The organism is Pseudomonas sp. NPDC077186, assembly GCF_044543505.1.
GTDB lineage: Bacteria > Pseudomonadota > Gammaproteobacteria > Pseudomonadales > Pseudomonadaceae > Aquipseudomonas.
Genome location: NZ_JBITWE010000004.1, coordinates 540769 through 566064 on the forward strand (window position 1 = coordinate 540769; position 25296 = coordinate 566064).

The 25296-nt window shown below is 66.2% G+C and carries 20 protein-coding genes; 2 read left to right on the forward strand and 18 right to left on the reverse strand.

Annotated elements, in window-relative coordinates; translation table 11 throughout:
• Positions 1 to 130 precede the first annotated feature (130 nt).
• The 6 genes from ACIGKL_RS18060 to ACIGKL_RS18085 all read right to left on the reverse strand — a co-directional run bounded on the left by ACIGKL_RS18060 (position 131) and on the right by ACIGKL_RS18085 (position 6190).
• Positions 131 to 1336: an alpha-hydroxy acid oxidase gene (locus tag ACIGKL_RS18060; protein WP_397487839.1), complete on the reverse strand. Its 1206-nt coding sequence runs from the start codon at positions 1334 to 1336 to the stop codon at positions 131 to 133.
• 50 nt (positions 1337 to 1386) lie between these two features.
• The gene (locus tag ACIGKL_RS18065) at positions 1387 to 2235 is read right to left on the reverse strand and encodes a fumarylacetoacetate hydrolase family protein (RefSeq protein ID WP_397487840.1); all 849 of its coding nucleotides are present in this window, start codon (positions 2233 to 2235) and stop codon (positions 1387 to 1389) included.
• Positions 2232 to 3149, reverse strand: a complete 918-nt coding sequence (locus ACIGKL_RS18070) for an NAD(P)-dependent oxidoreductase (protein WP_397487841.1) — start codon at positions 3147 to 3149, stop codon at positions 2232 to 2234. Before ACIGKL_RS18070 ends, ACIGKL_RS18065 begins: the two co-directional genes overlap by 4 nt.
• Positions 3150 to 3215: 66 nt before the next feature.
• Positions 3216 to 4238, reverse strand: coding sequence for a TRAP transporter substrate-binding protein (locus ACIGKL_RS18075; protein ID WP_397487842.1), 1023 nt, complete (start codon positions 4236 to 4238; stop codon positions 3216 to 3218).
• 103 nt (positions 4239 to 4341) lie between these two features.
• The gene (locus ACIGKL_RS18080; protein ID WP_026041926.1) at positions 4342 to 5619 is read right to left on the reverse strand and encodes a TRAP transporter large permease subunit; all 1278 of its coding nucleotides are present in this window, start codon (positions 5617 to 5619) and stop codon (positions 4342 to 4344) included.
• Positions 5620 to 5686: 67 nt separating this feature from the next.
• Positions 5687 to 6190, reverse strand: a complete 504-nt coding sequence (locus tag ACIGKL_RS18085) for a TRAP transporter small permease (protein ID WP_397487843.1) — start codon at positions 6188 to 6190, stop codon at positions 5687 to 5689.
• A 227-nt stretch (positions 6191 to 6417) separates the two neighbouring features.
• Here ACIGKL_RS18085 and ACIGKL_RS18090 point away from each other — a divergent pair, with 227 nt between their 5' ends.
• Positions 6418 to 7953, forward strand: a complete 1536-nt coding sequence (locus tag ACIGKL_RS18090) for a UxaA family hydrolase (protein WP_397487844.1) — start codon at positions 6418 to 6420, stop codon at positions 7951 to 7953.
• A 7-nt stretch (positions 7954 to 7960) separates the two neighbouring features.
• Here the strand turns inward: ACIGKL_RS18090 and ACIGKL_RS18095 are convergent, their stop codons facing one another.
• From ACIGKL_RS18095 to ACIGKL_RS18125, 7 genes are all read right to left on the reverse strand, one after another.
• The gene (locus tag ACIGKL_RS18095) at positions 7961 to 8938 is read right to left on the reverse strand and encodes a GntR family transcriptional regulator (protein WP_397487845.1); all 978 of its coding nucleotides are present in this window, start codon (positions 8936 to 8938) and stop codon (positions 7961 to 7963) included.
• Between the two features lie 594 nt (positions 8939 to 9532).
• Positions 9533 to 12013 (reverse strand): RND family transporter, encoded by a 2481-nt coding sequence (locus ACIGKL_RS18100; RefSeq protein ID WP_397487846.1) that lies wholly within the window; start codon positions 12011 to 12013, stop codon positions 9533 to 9535.
• A gap of 28 nt (positions 12014 to 12041) precedes the next feature.
• On the reverse strand, positions 12042 to 13109 hold the full coding sequence (locus ACIGKL_RS18105) for a WD40/YVTN/BNR-like repeat-containing protein (protein ID WP_397487847.1): 1068 nt from the start codon (positions 13107 to 13109) through the stop codon (positions 12042 to 12044).
• A 133-nt stretch (positions 13110 to 13242) separates the two neighbouring features.
• Positions 13243 to 14598, reverse strand: coding sequence for a DUF1329 domain-containing protein (locus tag ACIGKL_RS18110; RefSeq protein WP_397487848.1), 1356 nt, complete (start codon positions 14596 to 14598; stop codon positions 13243 to 13245).
• 38 nt (positions 14599 to 14636) lie between these two features.
• The gene (locus ACIGKL_RS18115; RefSeq protein WP_397487849.1) at positions 14637 to 16616 is read right to left on the reverse strand and encodes a DUF1302 domain-containing protein; all 1980 of its coding nucleotides are present in this window, start codon (positions 16614 to 16616) and stop codon (positions 14637 to 14639) included.
• Positions 16617 to 16754: 138 nt separating this feature from the next.
• Complete coding sequence (locus ACIGKL_RS18120; protein WP_397487850.1) at positions 16755 to 17321, reverse strand: RBBP9/YdeN family alpha/beta hydrolase; 567 nt, start codon at positions 17319 to 17321, stop codon at positions 16755 to 16757.
• Between the two features lie 305 nt (positions 17322 to 17626).
• Positions 17627 to 19192 carry a PAS domain-containing methyl-accepting chemotaxis protein gene (locus ACIGKL_RS18125; protein ID WP_397487851.1) on the reverse strand — a complete coding sequence of 522 codons (1566 nt, stop codon included), beginning with the start codon at positions 19190 to 19192 and terminating at the stop codon, positions 17627 to 17629.
• Positions 19193 to 19477: 285 nt separating this feature from the next.
• Here ACIGKL_RS18125 and ACIGKL_RS18130 point away from each other — a divergent pair, with 285 nt between their 5' ends.
• Positions 19478 to 20500 (forward strand): AraC family transcriptional regulator, encoded by a 1023-nt coding sequence (locus ACIGKL_RS18130; RefSeq protein WP_397487852.1) that lies wholly within the window; start codon positions 19478 to 19480, stop codon positions 20498 to 20500.
• Between the two features lie 57 nt (positions 20501 to 20557).
• Here the strand turns inward: ACIGKL_RS18130 and ACIGKL_RS18135 are convergent, their stop codons facing one another.
• The 5 genes from ACIGKL_RS18135 to ACIGKL_RS18155 all read right to left on the reverse strand — a co-directional run bounded on the left by ACIGKL_RS18135 (position 20558) and on the right by ACIGKL_RS18155 (position 25264).
• Complete coding sequence (locus ACIGKL_RS18135; RefSeq protein ID WP_397487853.1) at positions 20558 to 21307, reverse strand: hypothetical protein; 750 nt, start codon at positions 21305 to 21307, stop codon at positions 20558 to 20560.
• Positions 21308 to 21665: 358 nt separating this feature from the next.
• Positions 21666 to 22298, reverse strand: a complete 633-nt coding sequence (locus ACIGKL_RS18140; RefSeq protein WP_397487854.1) for a CoA transferase subunit B — start codon at positions 22296 to 22298, stop codon at positions 21666 to 21668.
• Positions 22299 to 22300: 2 nt separating this feature from the next.
• A complete protein-coding gene (locus ACIGKL_RS18145) occupies positions 22301 to 22684 on the reverse strand; it encodes a hypothetical protein (RefSeq protein ID WP_397487855.1) in 384 nt (127 codons plus the stop codon).
• A gap of 2 nt (positions 22685 to 22686) precedes the next feature.
• Positions 22687 to 23382: a CoA transferase subunit A gene (locus ACIGKL_RS18150; RefSeq protein WP_397487856.1), complete on the reverse strand. Its 696-nt coding sequence runs from the start codon at positions 23380 to 23382 to the stop codon at positions 22687 to 22689.
• A gap of 25 nt (positions 23383 to 23407) precedes the next feature.
• A complete protein-coding gene (locus ACIGKL_RS18155) occupies positions 23408 to 25264 on the reverse strand; it encodes an alpha/beta fold hydrolase (protein ID WP_397487857.1) in 1857 nt (618 codons plus the stop codon).
• Positions 25265 to 25296: the final 32 nt, after the last annotated feature.

Here is a 25296-nt window from a genome sequence, read left to right on the forward strand (position 1 = left end):
ATAAAAAAGCCGGGAGCCATTTTCAACGTAGTGTGCGACGCCCCCGAAAGGGTGGCTACCAAGGATGGCAGGTCATAAAAAACTGCCTCGCACCTGCAGATTCGTGGGTGGGTGCGAGGCAGTTGGAAAACTAGCGACGAATGGCTTCGGCCAAGCCGCGCCAGACGGGATCGTGGATCAGATCGGGTGTCAGCTCCTCCAGGCTGCTGCAGCCCAACAGCCCCAGGGAACGATCCATCTCGCTACGCAGGATCTCGATCGCGTGGCTGGCCCCCGGGCCTTTGCCCGCGGCCAGGCCATACAGACCCGCACGCCCCAGGAACACCCCATCGGCGCCCAACAGACGGGCCTTGAGAATGTCCGTGCCACGACGGAAACCACCATCTAGGAACACGCTAACGCGCCCCTTGAGCTGCCGTACGATACCGGGCAGCACCTCCATGGCCGACACTGCGCCATCGAGCTGGCGACCGCCGTGATTGGACAGCACCACGCCATCGACGCCGTACTTGAGTGCCTGGGGCGCATCGTCCGGATGCATCAGACCCTTGATAATGAGCTTTCCGGGCCACAGGTCGCGCAACCAGGCGATGTCCTGCCAGCTCAGGGTGGCGTCCAGCTCCTGGCCGATGGCACTGGCCGCGCCTTTCACCGAGTCCTGCCCTGGCTTCAACAGATTGCCCAGGTTCTTGAAGCGCGGCACGCCATGGGGTACCAGCACATCCCAGACCCAGCCAGGATGGGCCGCAACGTCCAAGGTATTGCGCAGGTCGAGCTTAAGCGGCCGGCTGTAATTGCGCCGGTCCCACTCACGATTGCCGAGGATCGCACTGTCGGTGGTGACCACTATGGCCTCCAGTTCCAGCGCTTTGCATCGCGCCACCAGATCGGCAACGTGCTGACGGGTGCGGTACAGGTAAATTTGCATCCAGGCACGCACCCCGTCGATGGCAGCGATCTCTTCGATGGCGACGGTGGAAGCATTGCTCAGCACGAAGGGAATACCGGCACGGGTGGCCGCCTGGGCCAGGTGCCAATCACCACGATCGGTCAGCAGGCCGTTGAAACCAGTCGGGCCGATCAAACAAGGCATGCTTGATGGACGCTCGAAGAAATGACACCCCAGATCGCGCTGGCCAACATCGACCAGTGTGCGCGGCTGCAGGGTGATGCCCTCGAATACGCTGCGGTTACGCCTGAGCGTCACCTCATCGTCGGCGCCGCCCTCGACATACTCGAAGGAAAAGTTCGGCAACCGGCGACGAGCCATCTCGCGCAACTCGTCAATACTCTGCGCACGGCGAAAATCGCGCCCTGGATACAGGCGTCGTTTCATATTCAAACCTCATCTCGTTCAGGTACAGGGCGACAGATGCCGCCCAATGTTCAACGCTGCCAGGCCACCACGTTCTGGCGCTGCTCACCCAGGCCACTGATGCTCAAGCACATGCGGTCGCCGGGCTTGAGGAACTGCGGCGGCTGCATGCCCGCGCCCACGCCCGGAGGCGTGCCGGTGCAGATCACGTCACCCGGGTTGAGCGTCATGAACTGGCTGATGTAGCTGACGATCTCGTCGATGGAGAAGATCATCGTGCGGGTGTTGCCGTTCTGCCGGGTCTCGCCGTTCACACTCAGGTGCATATCGAGATTGCGCAGGTCGGCGATTTCGTCAGGCGTCACCAACCAGGGGCCGATGGGCGCGAAGGTGTCGCAGCTTTTGCCCTTGTCCCATGTGCCGCCCCTTTCGAGCTGATAGGCACGCTCGGACACGTCGTTGACGATGCAGTAGCCGGCGACATGCTCCAGCGCCTGCTCACGCTCGACGTACTGCGCCTTGCGCCCGATGACGATGCCCAGCTCCACTTCCCAGTCGGTCTTTTCCGAGCCACGCGGAATGATCACGGTGTCGTTGGGGCCACAGATGGCGCTGGTAGCCTTCATGAACAGCACCGGCTCACTGGGCACCGGCAGGTTGGATTCCTTGGCGTGGTCGGCGTAGTTCAGCCCGACGCAGATCAGCTTGCCGATATTGGCGATAGGCGTACCGATGCGCACGCCGTCCTCGACCTTCGGCAGGCTGGCTGGATCGAGCGCGCGCAGTTCGTCGAGCGCCTTGGGATCGAGCACCCACGGACTGATATCGGGCACATGCACCGACAGGTCGCGCAGGCTGCCATCGGCGGCAACCAGTGCCGGTTTTTCCTGGCCCGGTGGGCCGTAGCGCAGCAGTTTCATGCCTTGTCCTCCTGACGGGCGCTGACCCGCACACCATTGATTTCGCCCAACACGTCGAACAGACGGGGGACGTACTTGTCGCCATGACCGAGCACCTTGGCCAGCATGAAAGTCTGGTACACCGCATCGGAGACAATGCCGGTGGTAGGCGTCAGCTTGGTCAGCTCGGTGTAATAGCGCATGTCCTTCTCACAGTTGGCCAGGGCGAACTGCTGCCCGGAGTCGTCACCGTGCAGGACGTAGGGGATGATCCGCTCGAAGGTGCGGCTGTAGCCGCCGCTCATGCTGCAGATCTCGGCGAATGCGGCCAGGTCGATGCCATTCTTCGCCGCCGTGCAGAATGCCTCGGCGAGGATGGTGGCGTTGCCCTGAGAGATGAAGTTGTGGATTACCTTGGCCTTGTGGCCCGAGCCCAACGGGCCGAGGTGATGGATGGTCTCGGAGAAGCATTCGAGCACCGGACGCACCTTGTCGAGCACCTCGGCATCACCGCCGGCGAGCACGTTGAGGCGCCCGGCCAAGGCATCCTTGGGCGTGCGATTGACTGGCGTATCGAGGTAATGACCGCCGTGCGCCACCACCTGCGCTGCCAGCTCGGCGGTGCGATTCGGGTCACCGGTGCTGCAGTCGACGACGATCTGTCCCGGACGCAGGCCGGCAAGAATACCGGTCTCGCCCACCAGGATCTGGCTGACCTGCGCCGTACCCGGCAGGCATAGCAACACCATGTCGACAGCGCGAGTCAGCTCGGCGGCAGTGGCGTATTCGCGGGCGCCCTTGCTCACCAGATCCTCGACCGGCTGGCGGTTGCGGTGCGCCATCACCCCGAGGGTGAAGCCCTGCTTCTGGATATTGGCGGCCATGGCGTGGCCCATCAGCCCCAGGCCGATGAAGCCGACAGTGATAGCTGTCATGAGAATTCCACCTTGCGTGCGAATGCAGCGGCCGCCACTTGTGCGACGGCCAACTGCGGGGAGGGATTACTGGGCTTCGCGAACCTTGGCGATCTCGGCATTCATTTCCGCCATCAGCTCTGGGCCATATTCGGCCACCAGCTTCTCGACGGTCGGACGCACCACTTCACGCATGCGCTCGATTTCTGCCGGGGCGACTTCGTTGATCTGCATACCATGCTTGGCCAGTGCTTCAAGGGAGCTCACCGCCATGTCGCGGGATACCTTGCGCTCGTAAGCCTGGGCTTCCAGCGACGCGCTGCGAACCAGCTCACGCTCGGTTTCGTTGAGCTTGTCCCAGGTACGCTTGCTGAAGATTACGACCAGCGGGTCGTAGAAGTGGCCGGTCAGCGACAGGTACTTCTGCACTTCATAGAACTTCGAGGTCTCGATGGCCGCCAGCGGGTTTTCCTGGCCGTCGACGGTGCGGGTTTCCATCGCCGTGTACAGCTCGGTGTACGGCAGCGGCACCACGTTGGCGCCCAAGGCCCTGAACGACTCGATGGCGGAGGGAATCTGCATCAGGCGCAGCTTCAGGCCCTTGATGTCTTCCACTGTCTGCACCGGACGCCTGCTGTTGGTGACATGGCGGAAACCGTGATCCCAGTAGCCCAGGCCGACCAGGCCATGCGGCTCCAGCTTGGTCAGCAGGCTCTGCCCGACCGGGCTGTCGAGTACCGCGTCGACTTCGGCAGAGTTCTTGAAGAGGAACGGCATACCGTACAGACCGAAGCTCTTCTCGATGCCCGTGAGCAGGCCGGGGGTCACCAGGGTCATGTCGACGGTACCGCCCTGCACCGAGGAAATCACCTGCGCATCGCCACCCAGGGTGCCGCTGGCAAACACCATCACCTTCATCTTGCCGTCGCTCTTTTCCTTGAGGATCTCGGCGAACTTGTTCGCCCCCAGCCCGTGCGGGTGATCCTTGGCCATGACAAAGGCGACCTTGAAGTTGTGACGGTTGATCTCCTCTGCAGCCTGACTGGCGGCAGACAACAGCAGGGCCGAAGAGCAGAGCAGTGCGGCGAGGGCGTTGGGGATGAATTTCATAAGGTTTCCTCTTGTTGTTATTACCGCCAGCAATGGCGGGGAAATGGGCGAAACAGCCCGCTCCGCATTCGCCGTCAGAACACGGCGAATGCGACGTTGTCGATCAGTACAGCCACTGCGCAGGGACCAGCAGTAGCTGCGGGAACAGCAGCAGCAGGCCGATGATCACCAGCTCTGCCAGCAGGAACGGCAACACGCCGCGCGCCGTGGCCAGGAAGTCGATCTTGGAAACGCCGGCCACCACGTTCAGCACCAGGCCGACTGGCGGGGTGATGAGGCCGATGGCGCAGGTCATGACGAAGATCACGCCGAAGTACACCGGATCGATGCCCGCCTCGACCGCAACTGGCATCATCACCGGCGCCAGGATCAGGATGATCGGCGACATGTCCATGGCCATGCCGATCACCACGATGATCGCCACGATCAGCAGCATCAGCAGGCGCGGGCTGTCCATCAGCGGCTCCAGCACCTCGACCACCGAGCTCGGCAGGTCGGCGACCGTGATCATCCAGGCCGCGACCATCGCCGAGGCCACCAGGAACATCACCATCGAGGTGGTCAGCACCGAGGACAGCAGCACCTGATACATGCTCTTCCAGGTCAGCTCGCGATAGATCGCCAGCGATACGAACAGCGCATACACAGCCGCCACCACGCCGGCCTCGGTCGGGGTGAAGATGCCGGCACGCAGCCCGACCAGAATGATCACCGGCAGCAGCAGCGCCCATACGCCTTCATAGAAGGCCTTGAGGATCTCCTTCAGCGGCGCGCGCGGGCGGGTGATCAGGGTTTCGCGATTCGAGACCAGGTACCAGGCGACGCACAGCGACAGCCCCATCATCAGACCCGGCGCGATACCGGCCAGGAACAGCTTGGTGATCGAGACGTTGGCGGCCACGCCGAACAGGATCAGGCCGATGGACGGCGGCAACACCGGTGCGATGATCCCCGAAGCGGCTACCAGGCCGGCCGAAGTGGCGCGGTCATGTCCGACCTTGACCATCATCGGCACCAGCAGCGCGGCCAGCGCAGCCGCATCGGCGGCAGCCGAACCCGAGAGGCTGGCCAGCACACAGGCCGCCAGGATAGTCACGTAACCGAGGCCACCCTTGATGTGCCCGACCAGCGCCACAGCCATGTTGACGATGCGTTTGGACAGGCCGCCGGCGTTCATCAGCTCGCCGGCCAGCATGAAGAAGGGCACGGCCATCAGCGGAAAGCTGTCCGCTCCGTTGACCAGCCCCTGGGCGACGATCTGCGCATCGAACAGGTCCAGGTGATACATCATGGCCAGTGCACAGAGGATCAGCGCATAGGAAATCGGTACGCCAATCGCCATGGCGCCCAGCAGGGAAAATACGAAAATCGCGATGATGATCATCTCATCACTCCGTTCTTGTTATGTGGAGCGCACCGCCCGTGGCAGGTGCAGGCCAGCGGGCGTATTACTGATGAATCTCGGTGGCGATTTCCGGACGATGGATTTCACCGCCCATGGCCAACCGCGCGATCTCGTAGATGTGAATGGCGCAGGCCGACAAGCCGAAGAACACGCCCGTGCCGTAGAACAGGCCCATCGACCAGCCGGTGACCGGTGACGGCATGCTCCAGTTGATCTGCACCTGCTGCCAGCTGCCCCAGAAGAACAACCCCGAACAGGCCAGCATCAGCAGCTGCGAAAGGATCAGGCAGCCTCTCTCACCCCAACGCGGCAGGGCTCGCAGGGCCAGGTCGACACCCATGTGGCCACGGTCGCGCAGCAGGATCACCGCGCCCAGAAAAGTCAGCCAGACGAAGGCCCAGCGCGAGACTTCCTCGGACACCAGGATGCTGTCGTTAAAGGCGTAGCGCAGCACGACGTTGCCGAATACCAGCACCACCATGGTGATCAGGCAGATGATTCCGAGCACCTTGAGCAGGGTGAAGTAACCCTCGATGAGCTTATGCATGACGCGCGCCCCAGCGACGGAAGGCGGGGAAAACCGGACAGGGAAACGGCTGATTGCCGACGTGCCCCGAGAGATGGCAACGGTCCATCAGGAAGGCCTCACATTGTTGTTTTTGTGGCTGCCGAGCAGCTGTGTGGCAATGACACTAACACCGTAAATTATTGCGTGCAATGTTCATTTTTGTCAGTATCTTGGCCAGACGATCACAACAACAACGAGAACGCGCCATGCAACTCATCACCAATAGCCCGACCGTGGTTATCCTCAGCGATCAAGATTCCGTGGCCGTCGCACGCCGCGCCCTGGCTCGCGGCAGTCGTGTCGAGAGCCTTGGCCTGGAGGCCCAGGACGACATCCCCGCCGGGCACAAGATTGCCCGCCGCGCCATCGCCGCCGGCGAAGCCGTGCTCAAGTACGGTCAGGTCATCGGCCTGGCCAGCCAGGCCATCGCCGCCGGCGCCCACGTACATACCCACAACGTGTCGATGCCGGAAAGCCACACCAACAGCACGCTGCCGCCCCCCATCGCTCGCACCCCGGTACTGCCGCCGGAGCAGCGTCGCCGCTTCATGGGCTACCGCCGCCCGGATGGCCGCGTCGGCACGCGCAATTACATCGGCATCCTGTCCACGGTGAACTGCTCGGCAACCGTGTCGCGCGCAGTCGCCGCGCACTTCAACGGCTCGGAGTTGCTCAAGCGCTACAACATCGACGGCGTGGTGGCGCTGACCCATGGCAGCGGCTGTGCGATCAATACCGAATCGGAAGGCTTCAAGTTCCTCGAACGCAGCATCTGGGGCTACGCCTGCAACCCGAATATCGCGGGTGCGCTGGTCATCGGCCTGGGTTGTGAGACCAACCAGATCAGCTCGCTGATGAAGCGCTACAACATCAGCGAAGGCCCGAACTTCCGCGTCTTCAACATCCAGAATGCCGGCGGTACCCGCGCCAGCATCGCCCGCGCCATCGAGCAGGTGACTGAGATGCTTGACGCCATCGGCCGCCTGGAACGCACGTCGGAGAGTGTCGAGCACATCATGGTCGGCATGCAGTGCGGCGGCTCCGACGGTTATTCCGGTATCACCGCCAATCCAGCGCTGGGCTACGCAGCAGACCTGCTGGCGCAGCACGGCGGCACCGCAATCCTCAGCGAAACGCCAGAAATCTACGGCGCCGAGCACTTGCTGATTGCCCGTGCGATCAGCCATGAAGTCGGCCAGAAGCTGCTCGACCGCCTGACCTGGTGGGAGGAATACACGCGCATCAACGGTGCCGAGCTGAACAACAACCCCTCGCCGGGCAACAAGGCCGGCGGCCTGACCACCATCCTGGAAAAATCCCTCGGCGCGGCGGCCAAGGGTGGCACCAGTTCGCTCAACGGCGTGTACGAGTGGGGCGAGCCGATCACCGAGCGCGGCTTCGTGTTCATGGACAGCCCCGGCTACGATCCGGTGTCGGTGACCGGCCAGGTGGCCTCCGGCGCCAACATGATCTGCTTCACCACCGGGCGCGGTTCGGTATCCGGCTTCAAACCCGCGCCGTGCATCAAGCTGGCCACCAACACCGAGATGTTCCGCAAGCTCGAAGAGGACATGGACATCAACTGCGGCGGTATCGTCGACGGCGAACTGAGCATCGCCGAAGCCGGGCAGAAGATCTTCGACATCCTCATCGAGATCGCCTCGGGCGAGCCGTCCAAGAGCGAGCTGTACAACTACGGTGACAACGAGTTCGTGCCGTGGCAGGTGGGTGCGATCACCTGACCGCCCCTCAGTCCTGCAACTCCAGGTAGGGCACGGCCGCGATGCGGTTGTGCTCGCGGAAGAACGCCACGCGTTGCTTGACCTTGCGCTCGGCGGTAACCAGGTGCTCCTCCATGCTCCGCGCCGCCAGGTCGGCCCGCCCGGCGTGCAGATTCTCGAAGATGCTCAGGTGCTCACGGAAGAAGGGTTCTTCATCGGGGAAGTAGCTCTTGTCCAGCAGGATGTGCTTACCCGACAGCAGCAACGAGTGGGTACGCCGCAGGATCTGCAACATCTGCCGGTTGGGGCAGCAGCCGAGAGTTTCGATGTGCAGGTCGCTTTCCAGATCGTCGAACTGGCGACTGTCCATGTTCGGATAGGCGCTCATCGCCTGGTGCAGGCGATCAATGTAGCCCTCCAGTTGCTCCTGCCGGAGAAACTCGGCGGCGCGCATCAGCACGTAGGGTTCGAGACGGCGACGCACCTCGTAGAGTTCGCCCAGCCGCGCCTCGTCCCACTGGGTCAGCTGCCAGCGCGAACGCTCGTCCCGCTCCACCAGCCCCATCAGCGACAAGCGCGTCAGCACCTGGCTGGAGACCGTGCGACTGATCGAGTAGTGGCGCGACAACTCCAGCTCGTTGATGCGGTAGCTGCCGAACAGCGATTGATGCAGCAGATCGCGCTCGATACGGTCGTAGACCGACTTCCAGGTTTCCGTCTTCCTGGGGGTCGTCGTGCTACCTTCGCTGAGCTTGAAATCGCTGCTGTCGAGCTTGCGCTTGAGCACTGCGCCCGGCTCCTTGCCGACCAGATAGCCACGCCCCTCGAACGTACAGATCAGGCCACCCTGATGCAGGCTCAGCAACGCCTGCCGCACGGGCGAACGACTGACGCCAAACAGTTCGGCCAGGGGCCCCTCGAGCAGCAGCGTGCCCTTCTTCAGCCTGCCCTTCTTGATGCTCGAGGCGATGATTTCGTACAGCTGATCATTCAGATGCTTTTTCATTCGTTGTTGTTTTCACTGTTATTGGCTCAAGCCTGCGCGGCCTGCAACTTTAGCAAGCCGCACCGCTGCGCTCATAACCTTGTGCAGAACACCCCTGATAACTTTGCATGCAAAGTACTTTATTATGTCCTGCCCGCCACCGTAAACCCCGCCCGCCAGCGCTGCCATACCATCCGACCATACAGCACGACCGCGGCGACGCCGAAAGAGCTGCGCACCATTGGGAAATGTCAGAAACCTGTGGCAGCCGGCCCCCGCCACAGCGACGTGCAGCCACCCTGCCCTCGCTCTCATTGCAGGTTGCATAAAAGGAGGAAGCAGCATGTCGCTGAGACAGCCGCCGACAGGTACCGGGACAGGAACGACGCGAGCGACGCAGGGGTAAGCGGATCCCCCGGCCAGGGCCAGGCTGCAGATATTGGCGCAAGCCGCCCACCCCCGCCTGCCACGAAAAAGCTCCGTGCAGGCGAACTGTCGATGCGCCCCCCGACCGCTGCAGGAGCGACTTCAGCCGCAAGCATCGCGGGCAACTCCGCGCCTAGCCTGCGACTCCGCGTGGGCGCAGCCCTGGCCACCAGGCTGCGCCGCCCATCGCTAGGCTCCGCTGGCGCTGGGCTCGGGCTGCGCGACGGGCTGCGCCACGCCCTTGCCCGAGAGCAAAAAGTGCGACAGCGCCGGGATCAGAATCAACGCGCCCAGCATGTTCCACAGGAACATGAAGGCCAGCAGGATGCCCATGTCGGCCTGGAACTTGATCGGCGACCAGGCCCAGGTAATCACCCCGGCAGCCAGGGTGATGCCGACCAGCCCCACCACCCGGCCGGTGAAGGCCACGGCGTTCTGGTAGGCATCGGCCAGCGACATGCCCTGGCGCTGGTAATGCAGCTGCACGCTGAGCAGGTACAGCGCGTAGTCCACGCCGATGCCCACGCCGAGGGCGATCACCGGCAGGGTCGCCACTTTCACCCCTATGCCCATGGCCACCATCAGCGCCTCGCAGAGGATCGAGGTGAGCATCAGCGGCAGCAGCGCCACCAGGGTCGCGCGCCAGCTGCGGAAGGTGAACAGGCAGAACAGCGCCACCGCCAGGTAGACGTACAGCAGCATGGTGCGGTTGGCCTCGCGCACCACGATGTTGGTCGCCGCCTCGATGCCGGCGCTGCCCGCGGCGAGCAGGAACTGGCGCTCGGGCGTGCTGTTGTCGCGGGCGAACTGGTCGGCGATGGCCACCACCTCGTCCAGGGTCTCGGCCTTGTGATCCTTGAGGAAGGCGATCACCGGCATCAGCGAGCAGTCGGTGTTGAACAGCTCCGGGGCGTTGACCGAGGCCTGCTGCGCCGCGTAGTTGAGCATGTCCTGGTTGCGCTGGACGCTGGCCAGCTTGGGGTTGCCCTCGAAGCTGCCGGCGGTGATCTGGCGCACCGCATTGACCAGCGACACCGTGGTCTGCACCGACGGGTGCTGCTGCAGCTCCCAGGCCAGGCGGTCGGCCAGGACCAGGGTCTGGTAGTTCAGGCAGCCTTCCGGCGCGGTCTTGATCATCACCGCGAACAGGTCGCTGGACAGCGCGTAGTGGCTGGTGATGTAGGCGTTGTCGCGGTTGTAGCGCGAGTCCTGGTGCAGCTCCGGGGCGCCGCTGTCGAGGTCGCCGATCTTCAGTTGCTGGCTGACCATAAAGCCGCCGATGCCCAGCAGGGCCGCTACCAGCACCGCGCCGGTGGCCCACTTGCGGCTGGTGAAACGGTCGAGCAGGTCCCACAGGCGGCCGAAGCCGCGGTGCTGGGAGGCGCGGGTATCGATGCGCAGGGCCCGCGCGGCGGCCTTCTCGCCGACGCCGACGTAGGACAGTGCCACCGGCATCAGCAGCAGCGCGCTGAAGATCAGCACGGCCACGCCGATGCTGGCGGTGATCGCCAGGTCTTGGATCACCGGGATGTCGATCAGCATCAGCACGGCGAAGCCCACCGCATCGGAGAGCAGCGCGGCGACCCCGGCGACGAACAGGCGGCGGAAGGTGTAGCGCGCCGCCACCAGCTTGTGGGTGCCGCGGGCGATGTCCTGCATGATGCCGTTCATCTTCTGCGAGGCATGCGACACGCCGATGGCGAACACCAGGAAGGGCACCAGCACGGTGTAGGGGTCGATGGCATAGCCCAGCCAGGCGATGATGCCCAGCAGCCAGACCACCGCCACCAGCGAGGACAGGATCACCAGCAGGGTGCTGCGGATGCAGCGGGTGTAGAGCAGGATGATGAGCAGCGCGCTGGCCACCGCCAGGGCGAAGAACAGCATCACCTGGATCAGGCCGTCGATCAGGTCGCCCACCAGCTTGGCGAAGCCGATCACGCGGACCTTGTACTTGCCGCTGCCCTCCTCGCCGGCCTGGCGCGCGGCGCTGTCGCCGGCGAACTCGATCTGGTCGCGCAGCTGCTCCTCGAGCACCTTGGAGAACTGGTGGTAGTCGATGCCCTGGCCGGTGGCGGTGTCGCGGTCGAGCAGCGGCACCACGATCATGCTCGACTTGAAGTCGTTGGCCACCAGGCTGCCGACTATGCCGGCGCGGACAATGTTCTGCCGCAGCTGCTCGATGTCCTCGGGCTTGCCGGCGTAGTTGTCGGGCATCACCGGGCCGCCCTGGAAGCCTTCCTCGGTGACCTCGGTCCAGCGCACCGCCGGGCTCCACAGCGATTTCATCCAGGCGCGGTCGACGCCCGGGGTGAGGAACAGCTTGTCGCCGACCTGCTTGAGCGTCTCCAGGTATTCGGGGTCGAAGATGTCGCCTTCGCTGTTCTCCACCACCACCCGCACCGAGTTGCCCAGGCCGCGCAGCGAGGCGCGGTTCTCCAGGAAGTTCTGGATGTAGGGCTGGCTCTGCGGAATCATCTTCTCGAAGCTGGGCCGCAGCTCCAGGCGGGTCACCGCCATGTAGCCCAGCACCAGGGTGACCAGCGCCATGAGCAGGATGAACGGCACGCGATGGTTGAACACCATGCGTTCCAGCAGGTTGCCAGTGTTCGTGTCGAAATCGCGAACATCGCGGATCACCGGCATGGTGTCTTGCTTGATATTGCCCATGACAGGGTACTCGCTCGGATGTGGGGGGTTATTCGCCGGACAGGCTGCGTACGCCGCGGCTGCCCACCAGCACCAGATCGTGCTGGGCGGACAGCGCGGCGCCGGCCACCGGCGACTGGCTCTGCTGCGGGATCAGGCGCAGCTCGCGGCCCTCCTCGACCTGCAGACGGTGCCCGGCCTGGGTGAACAGCTGGTAGCGCCCGGCGCGGTCGCGGGCGGCGGCGGTGATGCTGACCTGCAGTCCGCTGTCGAGCTCGCGCCAGTTCTGGCCAGCGTCGCGACTGCGGAACACGTGGCCGCGCAGGCCATAGACCAGCACCTCGCCGGGCTTGCCGATGACGCCGAAGTAGGTGCCCTCGTAGGGGCTGTCCAGGGCGACGAAGCGCTGGCCGGCGGCGTCCCAGCGGCGCAGCAGGCCCTGCTCGCCGACCAGGTACAGCGCATCGCCGGTGTAGCCCAGGGCGGTCAGATGCAGGCCCATGGGGTTGTCGCTGCGATCCTGCAGCGGCAGCCAGGTCTGGCCGCCGTCGCGGGTGGCGAGAATCAGGTTGAACACGCCCACGGCGAAGCCGTTGCGGGCGTCGGCGAACCAGAGGTCGAGAAAGGGCTTGTCGGCCCCCTGCTCGATCAGACGCTCGCCTTCGGCCGCCAGTGCAGCCCACTCTTCGTTCTCGGGCTCGGCGGCGGCCAGGGTGCTGTAGTGGTCGTGCACCAGGGCACCGATCTGCCGGCCATCGAGCTGCTTGCGCCAGGTCAGGCCGCCGTCGGCGCTGTGCAGGATCACGCCGTCGTTGCCCGCCGCCCAGCCCAGGCTCGGGCTGGCGAAATGCACGGCATTGAGATCGACGCTGACCGGCACCTGGGCCTGCTGCCAGTGCTGGCCGTCGTCGTCGGAATAGAGAATGTGGCCACGCTGGCCGACCGTCACCAGTCGGTCGCCGGCGCGGGCGACGTCCAGCAGCGGGCTGTGCACGGCCAGCGCACTGGGCTTGGCCGGCAGGTCCAGCACGTCGACGTAGTCGCTGGCCCAGGCACTGCTCTGCAGCGCCAGCCAGGCGCCCAGCGCCAACTGCAGGTAGCGTCGGATTGCACGCATAGCGCGTTCCTCGTGAGAAAGAAGGCCCCGCCTGGCTGCACCGCAGCGGCTAGCAGGGCCGGAAAAACCAGCCCGCAGTCGTCGCCGACCGCGGGCGCTCAGCGCCGGCCGGGCACTGCCCGGTCGGCGACCCTCAGCGGATACCGGCGCCGGCCAGCGCCTCGGGCGACCACTGGGCCTTGGACAGGGGCTCGATGTACTTGATGCCGCCGTACGGGCCGACCACGCCGTTGATGTTGTAGCTGCCGCCGACCAGGTCATAGATGACGTGGGGCGCGGTGTTGGGCGTAGCGACGTCGTAGCTCTGGGTCAGGAAGCTGAAGGAGCCGCGGTACAGCTGACCGCCGGCGTCGTACTGGTCGGAGGCCAGGGCGTTCCAGCTGTCCTCGTCGAGGTAGAAGCGGCGTTTGGCATAGATGTGGCGAGCGCCGGCCTTCAGCGTGCCCTCGACCACCCACACGCGATGCTTCTCCCAGCGCACGAACTCCGGCGCCAGGTGATTGGGCGTGGTCAGCTGCTTGGGGTCCTTGATATAGGTGAGCTTGTAGGTGTTGTAGGGCACGAACATTTCCTGCTTGCCGACCAGCTTCCAGTCGTAGCGATCCAGCGCACCGTTGAACACATAGATGTCGTCGTAGGTGCCGGAGCCGGCGGTACCCGGGTTCGGCGTGTCGTAGGCCAGGTTCGGTGCCAGCTTGACCCGGCGTACGCCCGGCAGGTACTGCCAGGCGCGGCGCGGTTGCTCCAGCGGGTTGGCGGCGTCCTTGAGCATCAGCGACTCGCCGGCGCGGCGGGCCGGGCCGCTGTAGTACAGCTTGGTCTGGAAGTAGGTGTCCTTGGCGTCGATCACCTTGTTCGCGTCTTCATAGATGGGGAAGGCGTTGAACGCGGTGCCGGTGGTAGCCAGGGTGGCGACGCCGGCGGCATCGACGTTCCAGGAGTCGTACTTGGTGGTGTAACCGGCGCCCTGGAAGCGCAGCAGGTGGTTCCACATGGCCTCGGCGCCGGACTGCGGAATCGGGAAGGGAATGCCCGGCAGCACGTTCTCGATGGCGTTGCCGCCTTCCAGCGACTTGGCCCCGGTAGCGTTCTTCAGCGTGTTGTCCAGCAGCGCCTGGGGCATGGTCGCGGTACGGTGGCTGGGGTAGACCTCGGCGCGGAAGCTCGGGTAGCGCTTGGCCAGTTCGTAGGTCACGGCGGTCAGCTGGTCCTTGTACTGATCGGCGTTCTTGCCGTCGATCACCAGCAGCGGCTGTTCGCCGGCGAAGGGATCGGGGCGCACGGTGTCGCCATTCTTGAAGCCTGCCGGGGCGGTGCTCAGGCCGCCCTCGAAAGCCGGGATGGAGCCGTCGGCGTTGCCGGCCTTTTCGGCACCGACCAGGGTCAGGCTCTGGCCGAGCTTGGCGGCCTCGTCGGCGGATACCGCGGCCTGGGCCTGCGCAACGACCAGTGCCAGGGAGGCAGCCAGTAGGGTTTTCACGAATTTCATTGGGTGTACTCCTGCTCGTAAGCTGGGCAATTCATAGATCAGAAGGTGGTCTTGAAAGTCAGATAGAGCGCACCCCGGTCTTCGCCGGTGGCCCCACCGCCGGAGAAGGAGGCATAGCCGCCGGCGTAGCAGGTGTAACGCTCGGTACCGTCCAGGGCGTTGGGGGTCGCGCCATCGGTCGCGCCGTCCTCGCACTTGGCCGAATCGCCGAAGGAATCGACGTACTTGAGGTCGACGTAGTACTGGTTGTAGATGGCCGCGCTCACGCCCACCGCGTAGTTGCCGGTGTCCTCGGCGCCGCCGGCGACCACCGGCGAGACGCCGTCGAGGCCGACGTTGATCGACATCGGCGCGCTGAGATCCACGCCCGGGAACACCTGGTACCAGGTCGGCGTGAAGTTGACCGCCAGGCCCCAGTTGTCGCGGGTCGGCTTGTCGATGCCGCGATAGGTGTCCTTGCCCTTGTACAGCGCCTCGTTCTTGCTATCGAGCGACAGCAGGTTGCTGTAGTACAGCTCGCCCAGCAGCGTCGCGGAGTCGAACAGCGGCGTCTCGGCGATGGCCAGCAGGCCGTTGAGGGTCCAGTGCAGGGTGTCGCCGGTGGCGGCCATGCTGTCGCCCTCGCCCGGCAGGTCGGTGACCACGCCGGAACCGGCGCTGCGCGGCGGCAGCGCCCCCAGACCGGCGGCCAGCCCGCCCGGGCCGGTGGCGCTGACGATGGCCGGGATGCTGGACAGCGGCATGTTCTTGCGGATGTTCAGGTCGCTGCCGACGCTGACCCCGGCGAACTCCTTGGACAGGCTCAGGCCGTAGATGTCGATGTCGTCGCCGTAGGACAGGTTGTAGCTGGTGCCGGCCAGGGAATCGACCAGGCGGCAGACGCCGGTGCCCTGCACGCTGACCACGCCGCCCGGCGCCACCACGCAGCTACCCTGGGTCAGCGACAACGAGCGCGCATCCAGCACCGCCTGCGGCAGGATGTCGGAGGTGCGGCGGTAGTAGAAACCCAGGGTACCGTCGAGCCACTCCGGCGCCCACTTGGCCATCAGGCCCCAGTCGCCGCTGTCGTTCGGCGTGTTGTCGTCGCCGCGGCGCACGTTGGTCAGCGCGTCCTGGCCGAGGAAGCCCGGCGGGGTGGCGGTGTGGCCGAGCAGGAAGGACTGCGCACCCTCGCCGAGCAGGTCGGAGGTGCCGTAGTAGGTGCCGGCCTCGGGCAGGCGGGCGGCGTCCCAGTCGAAGAAGTACTGGGCGCCGAAGGTCCACTCGGAATTCAGGGTGAAGCTGGTGGAGAGCTGGTTGCGCGGCATGAACAGCTCCTTGGCCTCGGTGCCCGGCGAGGCGGCGAGCTTGGCCAGGTCCAGGCCGGACTGGCCGTAGCTCAGCGAGTGCACCGGGTTGAGAATGGTCTCGCCCCAGAACACGTTGTGCTGGCCGGCCTTGAGGCTCAGCAGCGACTCCTCGCCGACCTCGGTGCTGTAGAACACGAAGGCGTCGAGGATCTCGCCGGACGGGCCGCTGTAGTAGCGCTTGGCGTAGCGGCTCAGGTGCGGATTGCCGTTGCCCAGGCCGTCGGCGCTGGCAAAGGGGCCGACCAGCGGGTGCTGGGTGGTCATGCCGCTGGCCGCGTCGTTGCCGTTGACGAAGGGGTTGGAGTTGGAGCCGGTGTTGTCGTAGGCCTTGTCGTACCAGGACGCGGCGCTGACGCGGAAACCCATGCGGTTCTGGTAGACCACGTCGAGCTCGGTGAGCAGGTCGACGCGGTTGGTGATATTGGTGCCGGCCTTGCGGAAGTTGTAGTCGCCGTCGTTGTTGTTCGGCGTGGCCAGCATGCGCTTATCGGCACTCTCGGTGCGTACGCCGTAGTTGTACTTGACCGTGTTGTCGAAGCGTACGGCCCAGTCCTCGCTGCCCAGGTCGACTTCGACGGCATGGGCGGCCGGCATGGAAGCGGCGAGGATCGCCGTGGCCAGCAGGCTGCGCCGCAAGGGCCGAGTAGCGTGATTCTTATTGTTGTACATGCGTTGTCTCCGCTTGTTGTGTTTGTGGCTCTAACAACGGCTCACATCCGGTATAGCAAGGGTGCGAGTTCTCATGCTGCGGCTCAGCCGGCGGCTGTTCGCAGCGTTGGGCGACGCGGCTCCCAAGAGCCGCGCGCCTCAACAATCCAGTTCGCGAATGAATTCCTCGGCCCGCGGCCACTCGCCGTAGCCCGAAGCCGGGTTGAGGTGGCCGACCGCGCCGAGATTGACCAGCTGGCTGCCCCAGCCTTCGGCCAGGTGGCAGGCGGCTTCCAGGCTGGCCAGGTAGTCGTTGCTGCTCGCCGCGACGATGCTGGGAAAGGGCAGGCGACCATTCGGCAGCGGGTCCCAGCCATGGGCGCGCAGGCTGTCCGGCGTCGGATAGCCCTGCGGCCAGCTGGCCTGCAGGTCCGGCGGGGTGGCCAGCAGGGCGCCCTGGATCGGCCGGCTGTAGCGGGCCGCCCAGTGCGCCACCATCAGCACGCCGGCGCTGTGGGCGACCAGGATCACCGGCCCGTCGATCTGCTCCAGCTCGCGCTGGATGGCCTCGACCCGGGCCGCGCAGCTGAGCTTGTCAGCCTGCAGCGGGGGCACCGAACGCACCTTGCTCAGCTTGGCTTGCAGCAGGGTTTGCCAGTGTTGCGGCACGTGTTCGCGCAGACCGGGAACGATCAGCACCGTGGCATGGGTTTGCAGCTTGTCCACATCGACACCTTTGCAGTTGGCTCCGGCTTTACAGGTAGCCGGAGAGTCGTTGGAGATAACAGTAAAGAGCCCCCACCTACCCCGCTTCACATTTGGCGTCAGCCATTTCTCATTTGATGACAGGGGCGAAATGCCCCTCCGAATGACGCCGCACAGCCTCCCGAAAAGCCGTTTCCCGGCGGCCGTACTCGGGCCAGCGGCGACGCGCCCAGGCCGGCAACGGCGCCGCGCAGCTTGACCGGGCGCGCGCCAGCCTCACGAAGGGGTTTCAGATCGCCGGGCAGGGTTATGCCGGCGGCGGCCGCTCAGGTATCGAAGCGCGCGACCAGCGCATGCAGGGCGTGCGCGGTGGCCTCCAGCTCGCCGCCCAGGTACGCGGAGCGCGCGGTGACCTCGGCATTCTGCTCGGAGGCCGTGGAGATATTGCCGATCTGCCGGGAAACGTCCTCGGCCACCAGATTCTGCTGCTCGGCGGCGGCGGCCATCTGCTCGGCCATCTGGTGGATGCGCTCGACGGCGGTGGTGATAGCGTCCAGCGCCTGTTCGGTTTCGCTCACCCAGGCCACCCCGGCCCGCGCTTCCTCGCTGCCCTGGCGGGCGATCTGCACCGCCTGGGCCGCCACCTGCTGCAGGCTGGCGATGATGCCCTGGATCGCCTCGGTGGACTCCTGGGTCTTCGACGCCAGTGCCCGCACCTCGTCGGCCACCACGGCAAAGCCGCGGCCCTGCTCGCCGGCGCGGGCCGCCTCGATGGCCGCGTTGAGCGCCAGCAGATTGGTCTGCTCGGCGATGCTGCGAATCATGTTGGCCGCCTGCTGGATCGACTGCGCCTCGCCGGCCAGACCGGCCACCGAGGCGCTGATGCCGTCCACCGTATGCGCCAGCTTCTCCACCACCGCACGGCTCTGCCGGGCCTGGCTGCTGCCGCCTTGCGACAGCCGATTGACCTGGCGCGCCTCCGCGGCGGTCTGCTGCACGTGCACGGCGACCTGGCCGATCGAGGCAGCCATCTGCTGCATGGCGGTGGCGGCCATGTCGGCCTCGATCCGCTGCGCCTGCAACGCCCGCTCGGCCTGCTGCACCAGCTGGCCGTTCTGCGAAGCCTGGCGGGCGGTGCGCGTGGCTTGGTCGCCGAGCAGGCCGAGCGCGGTACGGATGCGCGCGCCCTCGCTGATCAGCGCCAGCTGCAGCCGCGACACCGCGCCGCTGTCGTCGGTGTAGGTGCGCGCCACCAGCTCGCTGTCGAAGGCCTTGGGCGCCGCCAGGGCGACCCGGCGCAGGGCGCGCTTGACGAAGCCCAGGGTGGCCAGGGTCTGTGCCAGCGACAGAGCGATCACCAGGGCCATGCCCAGGCCGGCGTGATCCTCGACGAACAGCCAGGGCCCCAGCCCCGCGCCGAGCAGCGGCAGCAGCAGAAAGCGCGCCGCCACGCCGAGGCGTTCGCCCAGCGAGGCCGCCGCGCGGCCCTGGTTCAAGCGGGCGTACAGCGCATCGGCGCGGCGCACCTGATCGGCGTCCGGCTTGACCCGCACCGACTCGTAGCCCACCACCCGGCCCTGCTCGAGGATCGGCGTGACATAGGCGTTGACCCAGTAGTGATCGCCGTTGCTGCAGCGATTCTTGACGATGCCCATCCAGCTCTTGCCGGCCTTGAGGTACTCCCACATCTGCGCGAAGACCTGCGCCGGCATCTCCGGATGGCGCACCAGATTGTGCGGGCTGCCGATCAGTTGCTCGCGGCTGAAGCCACTGACGGCGACGAACTCGTCGTTGCAGGAGGTGATCAACCCCCTGAGATCGGTGGTGGAAATCAGACGTTGGTCGGCCGGATAAGTACATTCGCGGCCACTGAGCGGCATGTTGACTCGCATGGTTGCTCCTACGCGTGGTTGTGCCGCACCGGCTGTGCGGACCGCTGCAACTGCGCCGCGCCAGTGCGGGCCAGAGCGACAGGAGCAGTGCCGCAAGCGCCAGTCTCGGGGCGGCGATGCCGGGCGCGAATGCCCGGCAGACCGGCCAGGATAGTAGGAGCTCGCCCCCGCAGCGGCTTCGCTTTGGCTGCCAGGCACTTTTCATTTCATGACTAAGGTTCTATAAGCTAGAGGCCTGTCCAAGCCCCGCGGCCAGCCAGAGCCGCCCCGAGAGCGAGCCCCTGCATGACTGCCCAAGCCCGTGCCGCCGTATTGACCAACTACCTGGAAGTGGCGCGCCAATACGGCCTCAATACCCGCGTGCTGATGGCCCAGGCGGGCCTGACGCAGGCCATGCTCAATGACCCCGACCAGCGCATACCGGTCGAGGCGGCCATCCGCCTGATGGAAGATTCCGCCCGCGAAAGCGGCTGCGAAACCCTCGGCCTGCGCATGGCCGAGCTGCGCCAGCTCTCCGACTTCGGCGAGGTCAGCCTGCTGCTCAGCCACCAGCACAGCCTGCGCGATGCGTTGCAGGTGATCGTGCAGTACCGCCACCTGATGAACGACTCGCTGGCGATCTATATCGAGGAGGCCGGCAAGACGGTGCTGATTCGCGAGGAAGTGGTCAGCGAATACCCCAGCCACAGTCGCCAGGCCATCGAACTGGCCATCGGCGTGATGTACCGCTTCTGCGCCGCCCTGCTCGGCGCGCACTGGCACCCGATCAGCGTCAACTTCAGCCACGAGGCCCCGGCGGATCTCGCCGTGCACCGGCGCATGTTCGCCTGCCCCCTGGAGTTCGGCAGCGAATTCAACGGCATCGTCTGCCCCTCGACCAACCTGGATACCGCCAACCCGCTGGCCAATGCCGCCATGGCCCGCCACGCCCAGCGCTACCTGGACTCGCTGCAGGGCTCCGGCGAACACTCGCTGACCCTGGACGTGCGCAAGGCCATCTACCTGTTGCTGCCCATGGGCCGCGCCACCATCGAACAGATCGCCCAGGCCCAGGGCATGAACGTGCGCACCCTGCAGCGGCGCCTGGAGGAGGACGGCGGCACCACCTTCAGCGAGCTGATCAACAGCGTGCGCCGCGAACTGGTGATCCGCTATCTGGAGAACCCCGGCTATTCGCTGGCGCGCATCGCCGACATGCTCGGCTACTCGCTGCCCAGCTCCTTCACCCGCTGGTTCATCTCGCAGTTCGGCATGCCGCCGGCGACCTGGCGCGAGCAGCACCAGGTGGGCTCGCGCAAGGGCAGCTGAAGCCGCGCAGAGCTGGCGCGCCGTGGCAACCGGCGGGCGCGGGCAGACACTGCCGGTTCAGGGCCTAGGCTGGCGCAGGCTCGCGGCCAGCTCGTCGAGATCGAGCACGGCGCGGCTGAGGTAGAACTCCGCCCCGCCCTGCCCGCGCGCCCCCGGCTCCTGCAGCAACGGGCGGACGAACAGGTAGCTGCTGCGGATCTTGGCCAGCGTCTCGGCATGCTCGGGCAGCAGCAGGCGCAGCTGCGCGAAGCGCGCTTCTAGCATCTGGTCGAGCGCCTGCGGCGAGACCCGGGCGAAGGCCGCAGGCACGCCGGACGGCCAGGGGTAATGACCTATCTGGTAATCCAGCAGCAGGCTGGCCAGATCCAGGCTCTGTTGCCCCAGCAACTGCGCCGAGGTCGCAGGCTCGGCAACGACCTCGGCCGGCGTCAATACCTGGGTGGCCGCCTGTTGCAGGGCGAGCTGCTGGCCCAGCAACTGCTCCAGCAGCTGCGGATAGGCCTGACGCTGCTGGCGCGGCAGGGCGTCGAGCCTGGCGAAGCTGCGCTGCATGGCCGTCAGCGGCTCGACCAGCGCGGGCGGCTGGCCCAGTTGCAGGACCTGGATCTGCAGGCTGTGCAGATGGTGGTAGACGGCCGTCAGGCTGCGCGGATCCGGCGCCCGCTCGGCCGGATTGAAGTACAGCAGGGCACTGGCGCAGAGCAGTTGGCCGCGCGCGCTCAGCTCGCTCAACGGCTGGGGCTGGGCGGCGGCCAATAGCGGGGCACACAACAAGGGCAGCAGGAAAAGCCGGATGACTCTGCGCATGGTCCTAACCTCGTTCTAATTGTTATCGGGCTAAGCGGCTCTGCACCTGCCAGCGACAGGCGCGTCCGCGGCGGCCGGCGCAGCCGCCGCGGAGGTGGAATAAAAAAGCGGACGGCTGCTACCCCAGCCGCCGCGAAGCATCCAGGGCGGTGCCCCCCGGATTGACCAGCTCTTTAGCACCCGGCGCGCGCAACCGCGCAGCCCGGCGCGGGTGGACGCACTCTCCTCGCCGAACGCAAGACGAGCGCCGCCACCACGAGTTAAAAGGCGGCGAGCCGCTCGCGCAGTCGCCGCAAACGCTCCGGAGCGTCACGCCGGAGCGGGTCACGCCCTGACCCGAGAGAACAGGGCGTGGCGGTTAGTGGCGGCGGATCGCGCAGCCGGTGGCCGCCTGCAGTTGCTCGAAGTCCACCCCGGGGGCCATCTCCACCAGCTCGAGGCCGGTCGCGGTGATATCCAGCACGGCCAGGTCGGTGATGATCCGGTCGACCACGCCGACGCCGGTCAGCGGCAGGTCGCAGCGTTCGAGGATCTTGTGCGCGCCGCCCTTGGCGCAGTGCTCCATGATCACCACCACGCGCTTGACTCCGGCCACCAGGTCCATGGCGCCGCCCATGCCCTTGACCATCTTGCCGGGGATCATCCAGTTGGCCAGGTCGCCGTTCTCGGCCACCTGCATGGCGCCGAGCAGGGCCAGGTTGATATGGCCGCCACGGATCATGGCGAAGCTCTCGGCGCTGTCGAAGAAGCTGCTGCCGGGCAGCGTGGTGATGGTCTGCTTGCCGGCGTTGATCAGGTCGGCGTCGATCTCCTCCTCACCGGGGAAGGGGCCGATGCCGAGCAGGCCGTTCTCGCTCTGCAGCCAGACCTCCATGCCTTCGGGGATATGGTTGGCCACCAGGGTCGGCAGGCCGATGCCGAGGTTGACGTAGAAGCCGTCCTGCAGCTCGGCGGCGGCGCGCTGCGCCATTTCTTCGCGGGTCCAGGCCATGATCAGTTGTCCTCAGGGTTGCGCCGCGCAGGGCTGGCGTCGATTACCAGGCTCTGGGTGTAGATGCCTGGCAGATGGAGGTTGTCGGCGTCGTCGGCCTCGGCGTCGCAGTGGTTCAGCGGGCGGATGCCGTCGGTCAGCGGATTGCACAGGGCCAGGCCGAGGGTGCCGGTGAACACCCGGGCGTTCGTCAGGGCGAGCGCGACCAGGCGCCGGGCGCCGCTATGCGGCTGGCTCGGTACGTGCGGCTGGCTGCGCTGGTACCAGGCATCCATGCTGTCGGGGACGAAGCCGGCGCGCAGCGTGGACAGGCCGATGCCGAGGTGCACGTGGGTGTCGCCGCGGCTTTCGTCGGTGGCGCGTTGCGCCAGACTTAGCAGGGTCATGATCAGCTCCTCAGCGTGCGCACTTCGATACGTTTTTCCGGATGGGCGTTGAGCACCAGGCGCTGCACGAAGATGCCCGGCAGGTGGATCTCGTCGGGGCCCAGTTCGCCGACCTCGACGATCTCCTCCACCTCGGCCACGCACACCCGCCCGGCCTTAGCGCACAGCGGATTGAAGTTGCGCGCGGTCTTGTTGAACATCAGGTTGCCGGCCTTGTCCGCCACTGCGCCCTTGATCAGCGCCAGGTCGGCGGTCAGCGAACGCTCCATCACGTACCAGTCGCCGTCAAACTGGCGGGTTTCCTTGCCCTCGGCGATCAGCGTGCCGTAGCCGGTGCGGGTGAAGAAGGCCGGGATGCCGGCGCCGCCGGCGCGCAGCTTCTCGGCCAGGCTGCCCTGGGGGGTGAATTCCAGCTCCAGCTCGCCGGCCAGGTACTGGCGCTCGAACTCCTTGTTGCCGCCGACGTAGGAGGAAATCATCTTCTTGATCTGGCGGCTGTAGAGCAGCGGGCCGAGGCCGAAGTCGTCGACCCCGCAGTTGTTGCTGATGATGGTGAAGCCGGTCTTGCCGGTCTCGCGCAGCGCCGCGATCAGCGCCTCGGGGATGCCGCACAGGCCGAAGCCGCCGGAGGCGATGGTGATGCCGTCGGCGACTATATCGGCCAGCGCGGCATGGGCATCGGGATAGAGCTTGTTCATGGATGACCTCGGGATTGATCTGAACCTAGCGCTCCAGCACATAGGTGCCGGGAGCGGCGCACAGCGCCGGGTATTTCTTCGAGCCGAGCGTTTTCGGCGCGCTGCGGCTGGCGCCGGAGCGCTGGCCTATCCACTGCCGCCAGTGCGGCCACCAGCTGCCTTGCTGGCGCTCGCCGGCGGCCTCGAGCCAGTCCTCGGCCTCGGGCTGGGCCGCGTTGGCGGCATGGAAATAGGCCTTGGGATTGCCCGGCGGGTTGACCAGGCTCTGCAGGTGGCCGGCGTTGGACAGGACGAAGGTGCTGCCTTCGCCGAACAGCCGCGCGGTGCCGTAGCAGCCCTGCCAGGGGGTGATGTGGTCGGTGGTGCCGCCGACCACATAGGCGCCGACCTGCACCTGGCTCATGTCGATCGGCAGGCCGCCGATCGACAGCCGGTTCGGGTTGCTGAAGGGGTTCTGCTCGATCAGGTCCAGGTAGTCGGCGTGCAGCTGCGCCGGCAGGCGCGTGGTGTCGCTGTTCCAGGCCAGGATGTCGAAGGCCGGCGGCTTGTTGCCGAGCAGGTAGTTGTTGACCCAGTAGTTCCAGATCAGGTCGTTGGGCCGCAGCCAGGCGAACATGCGCGCCATTTCCTGGCCGCTGAGCACGCCCTTGCGCCGCGAGCCCGCCTTGGCCGCGGCCAGCGCCGCCGGGGTGGCGATCATGCCAATGCCGGTGTCGTCCATCACCGCGGGCATGTCCAGCACGCACACCGCCCAGTTGGTGTTGGCCACCTTGGCGCCCTCGCCGCGCGCCGCCAGCCAGCCCAGGTAGGCGGCCAGGGTGATGCCGCCGGAGCAGGAGCCCCACATGTTGACGTCCGCACTGCCGGTGATCTGCCGCGCCACGTCCACCGCCTGGTCGAGGCACTGCACGTAGTCGGACAGGCCCCAGTCGCGCTGCTTGGCCGTGGGGTTGCGCCAGCTGATGACGAACAGCTGCACGCCGCTGTCCTGGATCCACTTGATCAGGCTTTTTTCCGGCGACAGGTCGACGGCGTAGTACTTGTTGATCTGCGGCGGCGACATCACCAGCGGGCGACTGAACACGCTCGGCGTGGTTGGGGCGAACTGCAGCAGCTCGAACATCTTGTTGCGAAACACCACCTCGCCCTTGGCCGTGGCGAGGTTCTCGCCCAGCTTGAACGGCGTGCTGTCGACCTGCGACGGCAGGCCGCGGTTGTGCAGCAGGTCGCGGGCCAGCTGGCGGCCGCCCTGCAGCAGGCTGGCGCCGCCGGTGTCGACCACCTTGCGCAGCGCCATGGGGTTGGTCAGCAGCAGGTTGCTCGGCGCCAGGGCATCGACCAGCAGGGAGGCGACGAAACGGGCGCGGCCCTTGTCGGCGCCCTGCAGGTCGGACGACTCGATAAAGCCATTGAGTTCGCGCTCGCCGGCCAGGTAGCTCTGCACCAGGGCGCGCAGGAAGGGGTTGCTGTGCCAGGCCGGGTCGGCGAAGCGCTTGTCCTTGGGCGCCGGCGCCAGCGCGGACGCGCCGCTGGCGATGCGGTACAGCTCGCGCAGGTAGTTGCCGCTGTGCATGCTGGCCTTGAACGGGGTACGCGCCACCGCCTTGAGCAGAGTGCCCGCGGCGCCCAGCAGGTCGCCTGGGCGCACGCCGATCAGCGGGGTCACCGCCAGGGTGTGCCGCTCGGCGGCTTCGGCCAGCTCGCCAGCTGTTTCCAGCACGATCGACTTGGCGGTCGGTTTGGCGACCTTGCGCACCACCTTCTTGCTGCTCGCCTTGCCGTCGCTCGACGCCTTGCTGCGGCTGCTGCGCGGCTTGCGCGCGGGTGCGACGGGCTGCTCGGCGGACGGCTCCGTCGCGGTGGATTCGGGGTTCTGCTTCATGACAAGTCTCGGCTAGGCAGGCTCGGAAGGCG

Bases quoted from the DNA above. Each gene is read 5' to 3' on its own strand.
- ACIGKL_RS18060 (WP_397487839.1), bottom strand. From the start codon at position 1,336: ATGAAACGACGCCTGTATCCAGGGCGCGATTTTCGCCGTGCGCAGAGT.
- ACIGKL_RS18065 (WP_397487840.1), bottom strand. From the start codon at position 2,235: ATGAAACTGCTGCGCTACGGCCCACCGGGCCAGGAAAAACCGGCACTG.
- ACIGKL_RS18070 (WP_397487841.1), bottom strand. From the start codon at position 3,149: ATGACAGCTATCACTGTCGGCTTCATCGGCCTGGGGCTGATGGGCCAC.
- ACIGKL_RS18075 (WP_397487842.1), bottom strand. From the start codon at position 4,238: ATGAAATTCATCCCCAACGCCCTCGCCGCACTGCTCTGCTCTTCGGCC.
- ACIGKL_RS18085 (WP_397487843.1), bottom strand. From the start codon at position 6,190: ATGCATAAGCTCATCGAGGGTTACTTCACCCTGCTCAAGGTGCTCGGA.
- ACIGKL_RS18090 (WP_397487844.1), top strand. From the start codon at position 6,418: ATGCAACTCATCACCAATAGCCCGACCGTGGTTATCCTCAGCGATCAA.
- ACIGKL_RS18095 (WP_397487845.1), bottom strand. From the start codon at position 8,938: ATGAAAAAGCATCTGAATGATCAGCTGTACGAAATCATCGCCTCGAGC.
- ACIGKL_RS18100 (WP_397487846.1), bottom strand. From the start codon at position 12,013: ATGGGCAATATCAAGCAAGACACCATGCCGGTGATCCGCGATGTTCGC.
- ACIGKL_RS18105 (WP_397487847.1), bottom strand. From the start codon at position 13,109: ATGCGTGCAATCCGACGCTACCTGCAGTTGGCGCTGGGCGCCTGGCTG.
- ACIGKL_RS18110 (WP_397487848.1), bottom strand. From the start codon at position 14,598: ATGAAATTCGTGAAAACCCTACTGGCTGCCTCCCTGGCACTGGTCGTT.
- ACIGKL_RS18115 (WP_397487849.1), bottom strand. From the start codon at position 16,616: ATGTACAACAATAAGAATCACGCTACTCGGCCCTTGCGGCGCAGCCTG.
- ACIGKL_RS18125 (WP_397487851.1), bottom strand. From the start codon at position 19,192: ATGCGAGTCAACATGCCGCTCAGTGGCCGCGAATGTACTTATCCGGCC.
- ACIGKL_RS18130 (WP_397487852.1), top strand. From the start codon at position 19,478: ATGACTGCCCAAGCCCGTGCCGCCGTATTGACCAACTACCTGGAAGTG.
- ACIGKL_RS18135 (WP_397487853.1), bottom strand. From the start codon at position 21,307: ATGCGCAGAGTCATCCGGCTTTTCCTGCTGCCCTTGTTGTGTGCCCCG.
- ACIGKL_RS18140 (WP_397487854.1), bottom strand. From the start codon at position 22,298: ATGGCCTGGACCCGCGAAGAAATGGCGCAGCGCGCCGCCGCCGAGCTG.
- ACIGKL_RS18145 (WP_397487855.1), bottom strand. From the start codon at position 22,684: ATGACCCTGCTAAGTCTGGCGCAACGCGCCACCGACGAAAGCCGCGGC.
- ACIGKL_RS18150 (WP_397487856.1), bottom strand. From the start codon at position 23,382: ATGAACAAGCTCTATCCCGATGCCCATGCCGCGCTGGCCGATATAGTC.
- ACIGKL_RS18155 (WP_397487857.1), bottom strand. From the start codon at position 25,264: ATGAAGCAGAACCCCGAATCCACCGCGACGGAGCCGTCCGCCGAGCAG.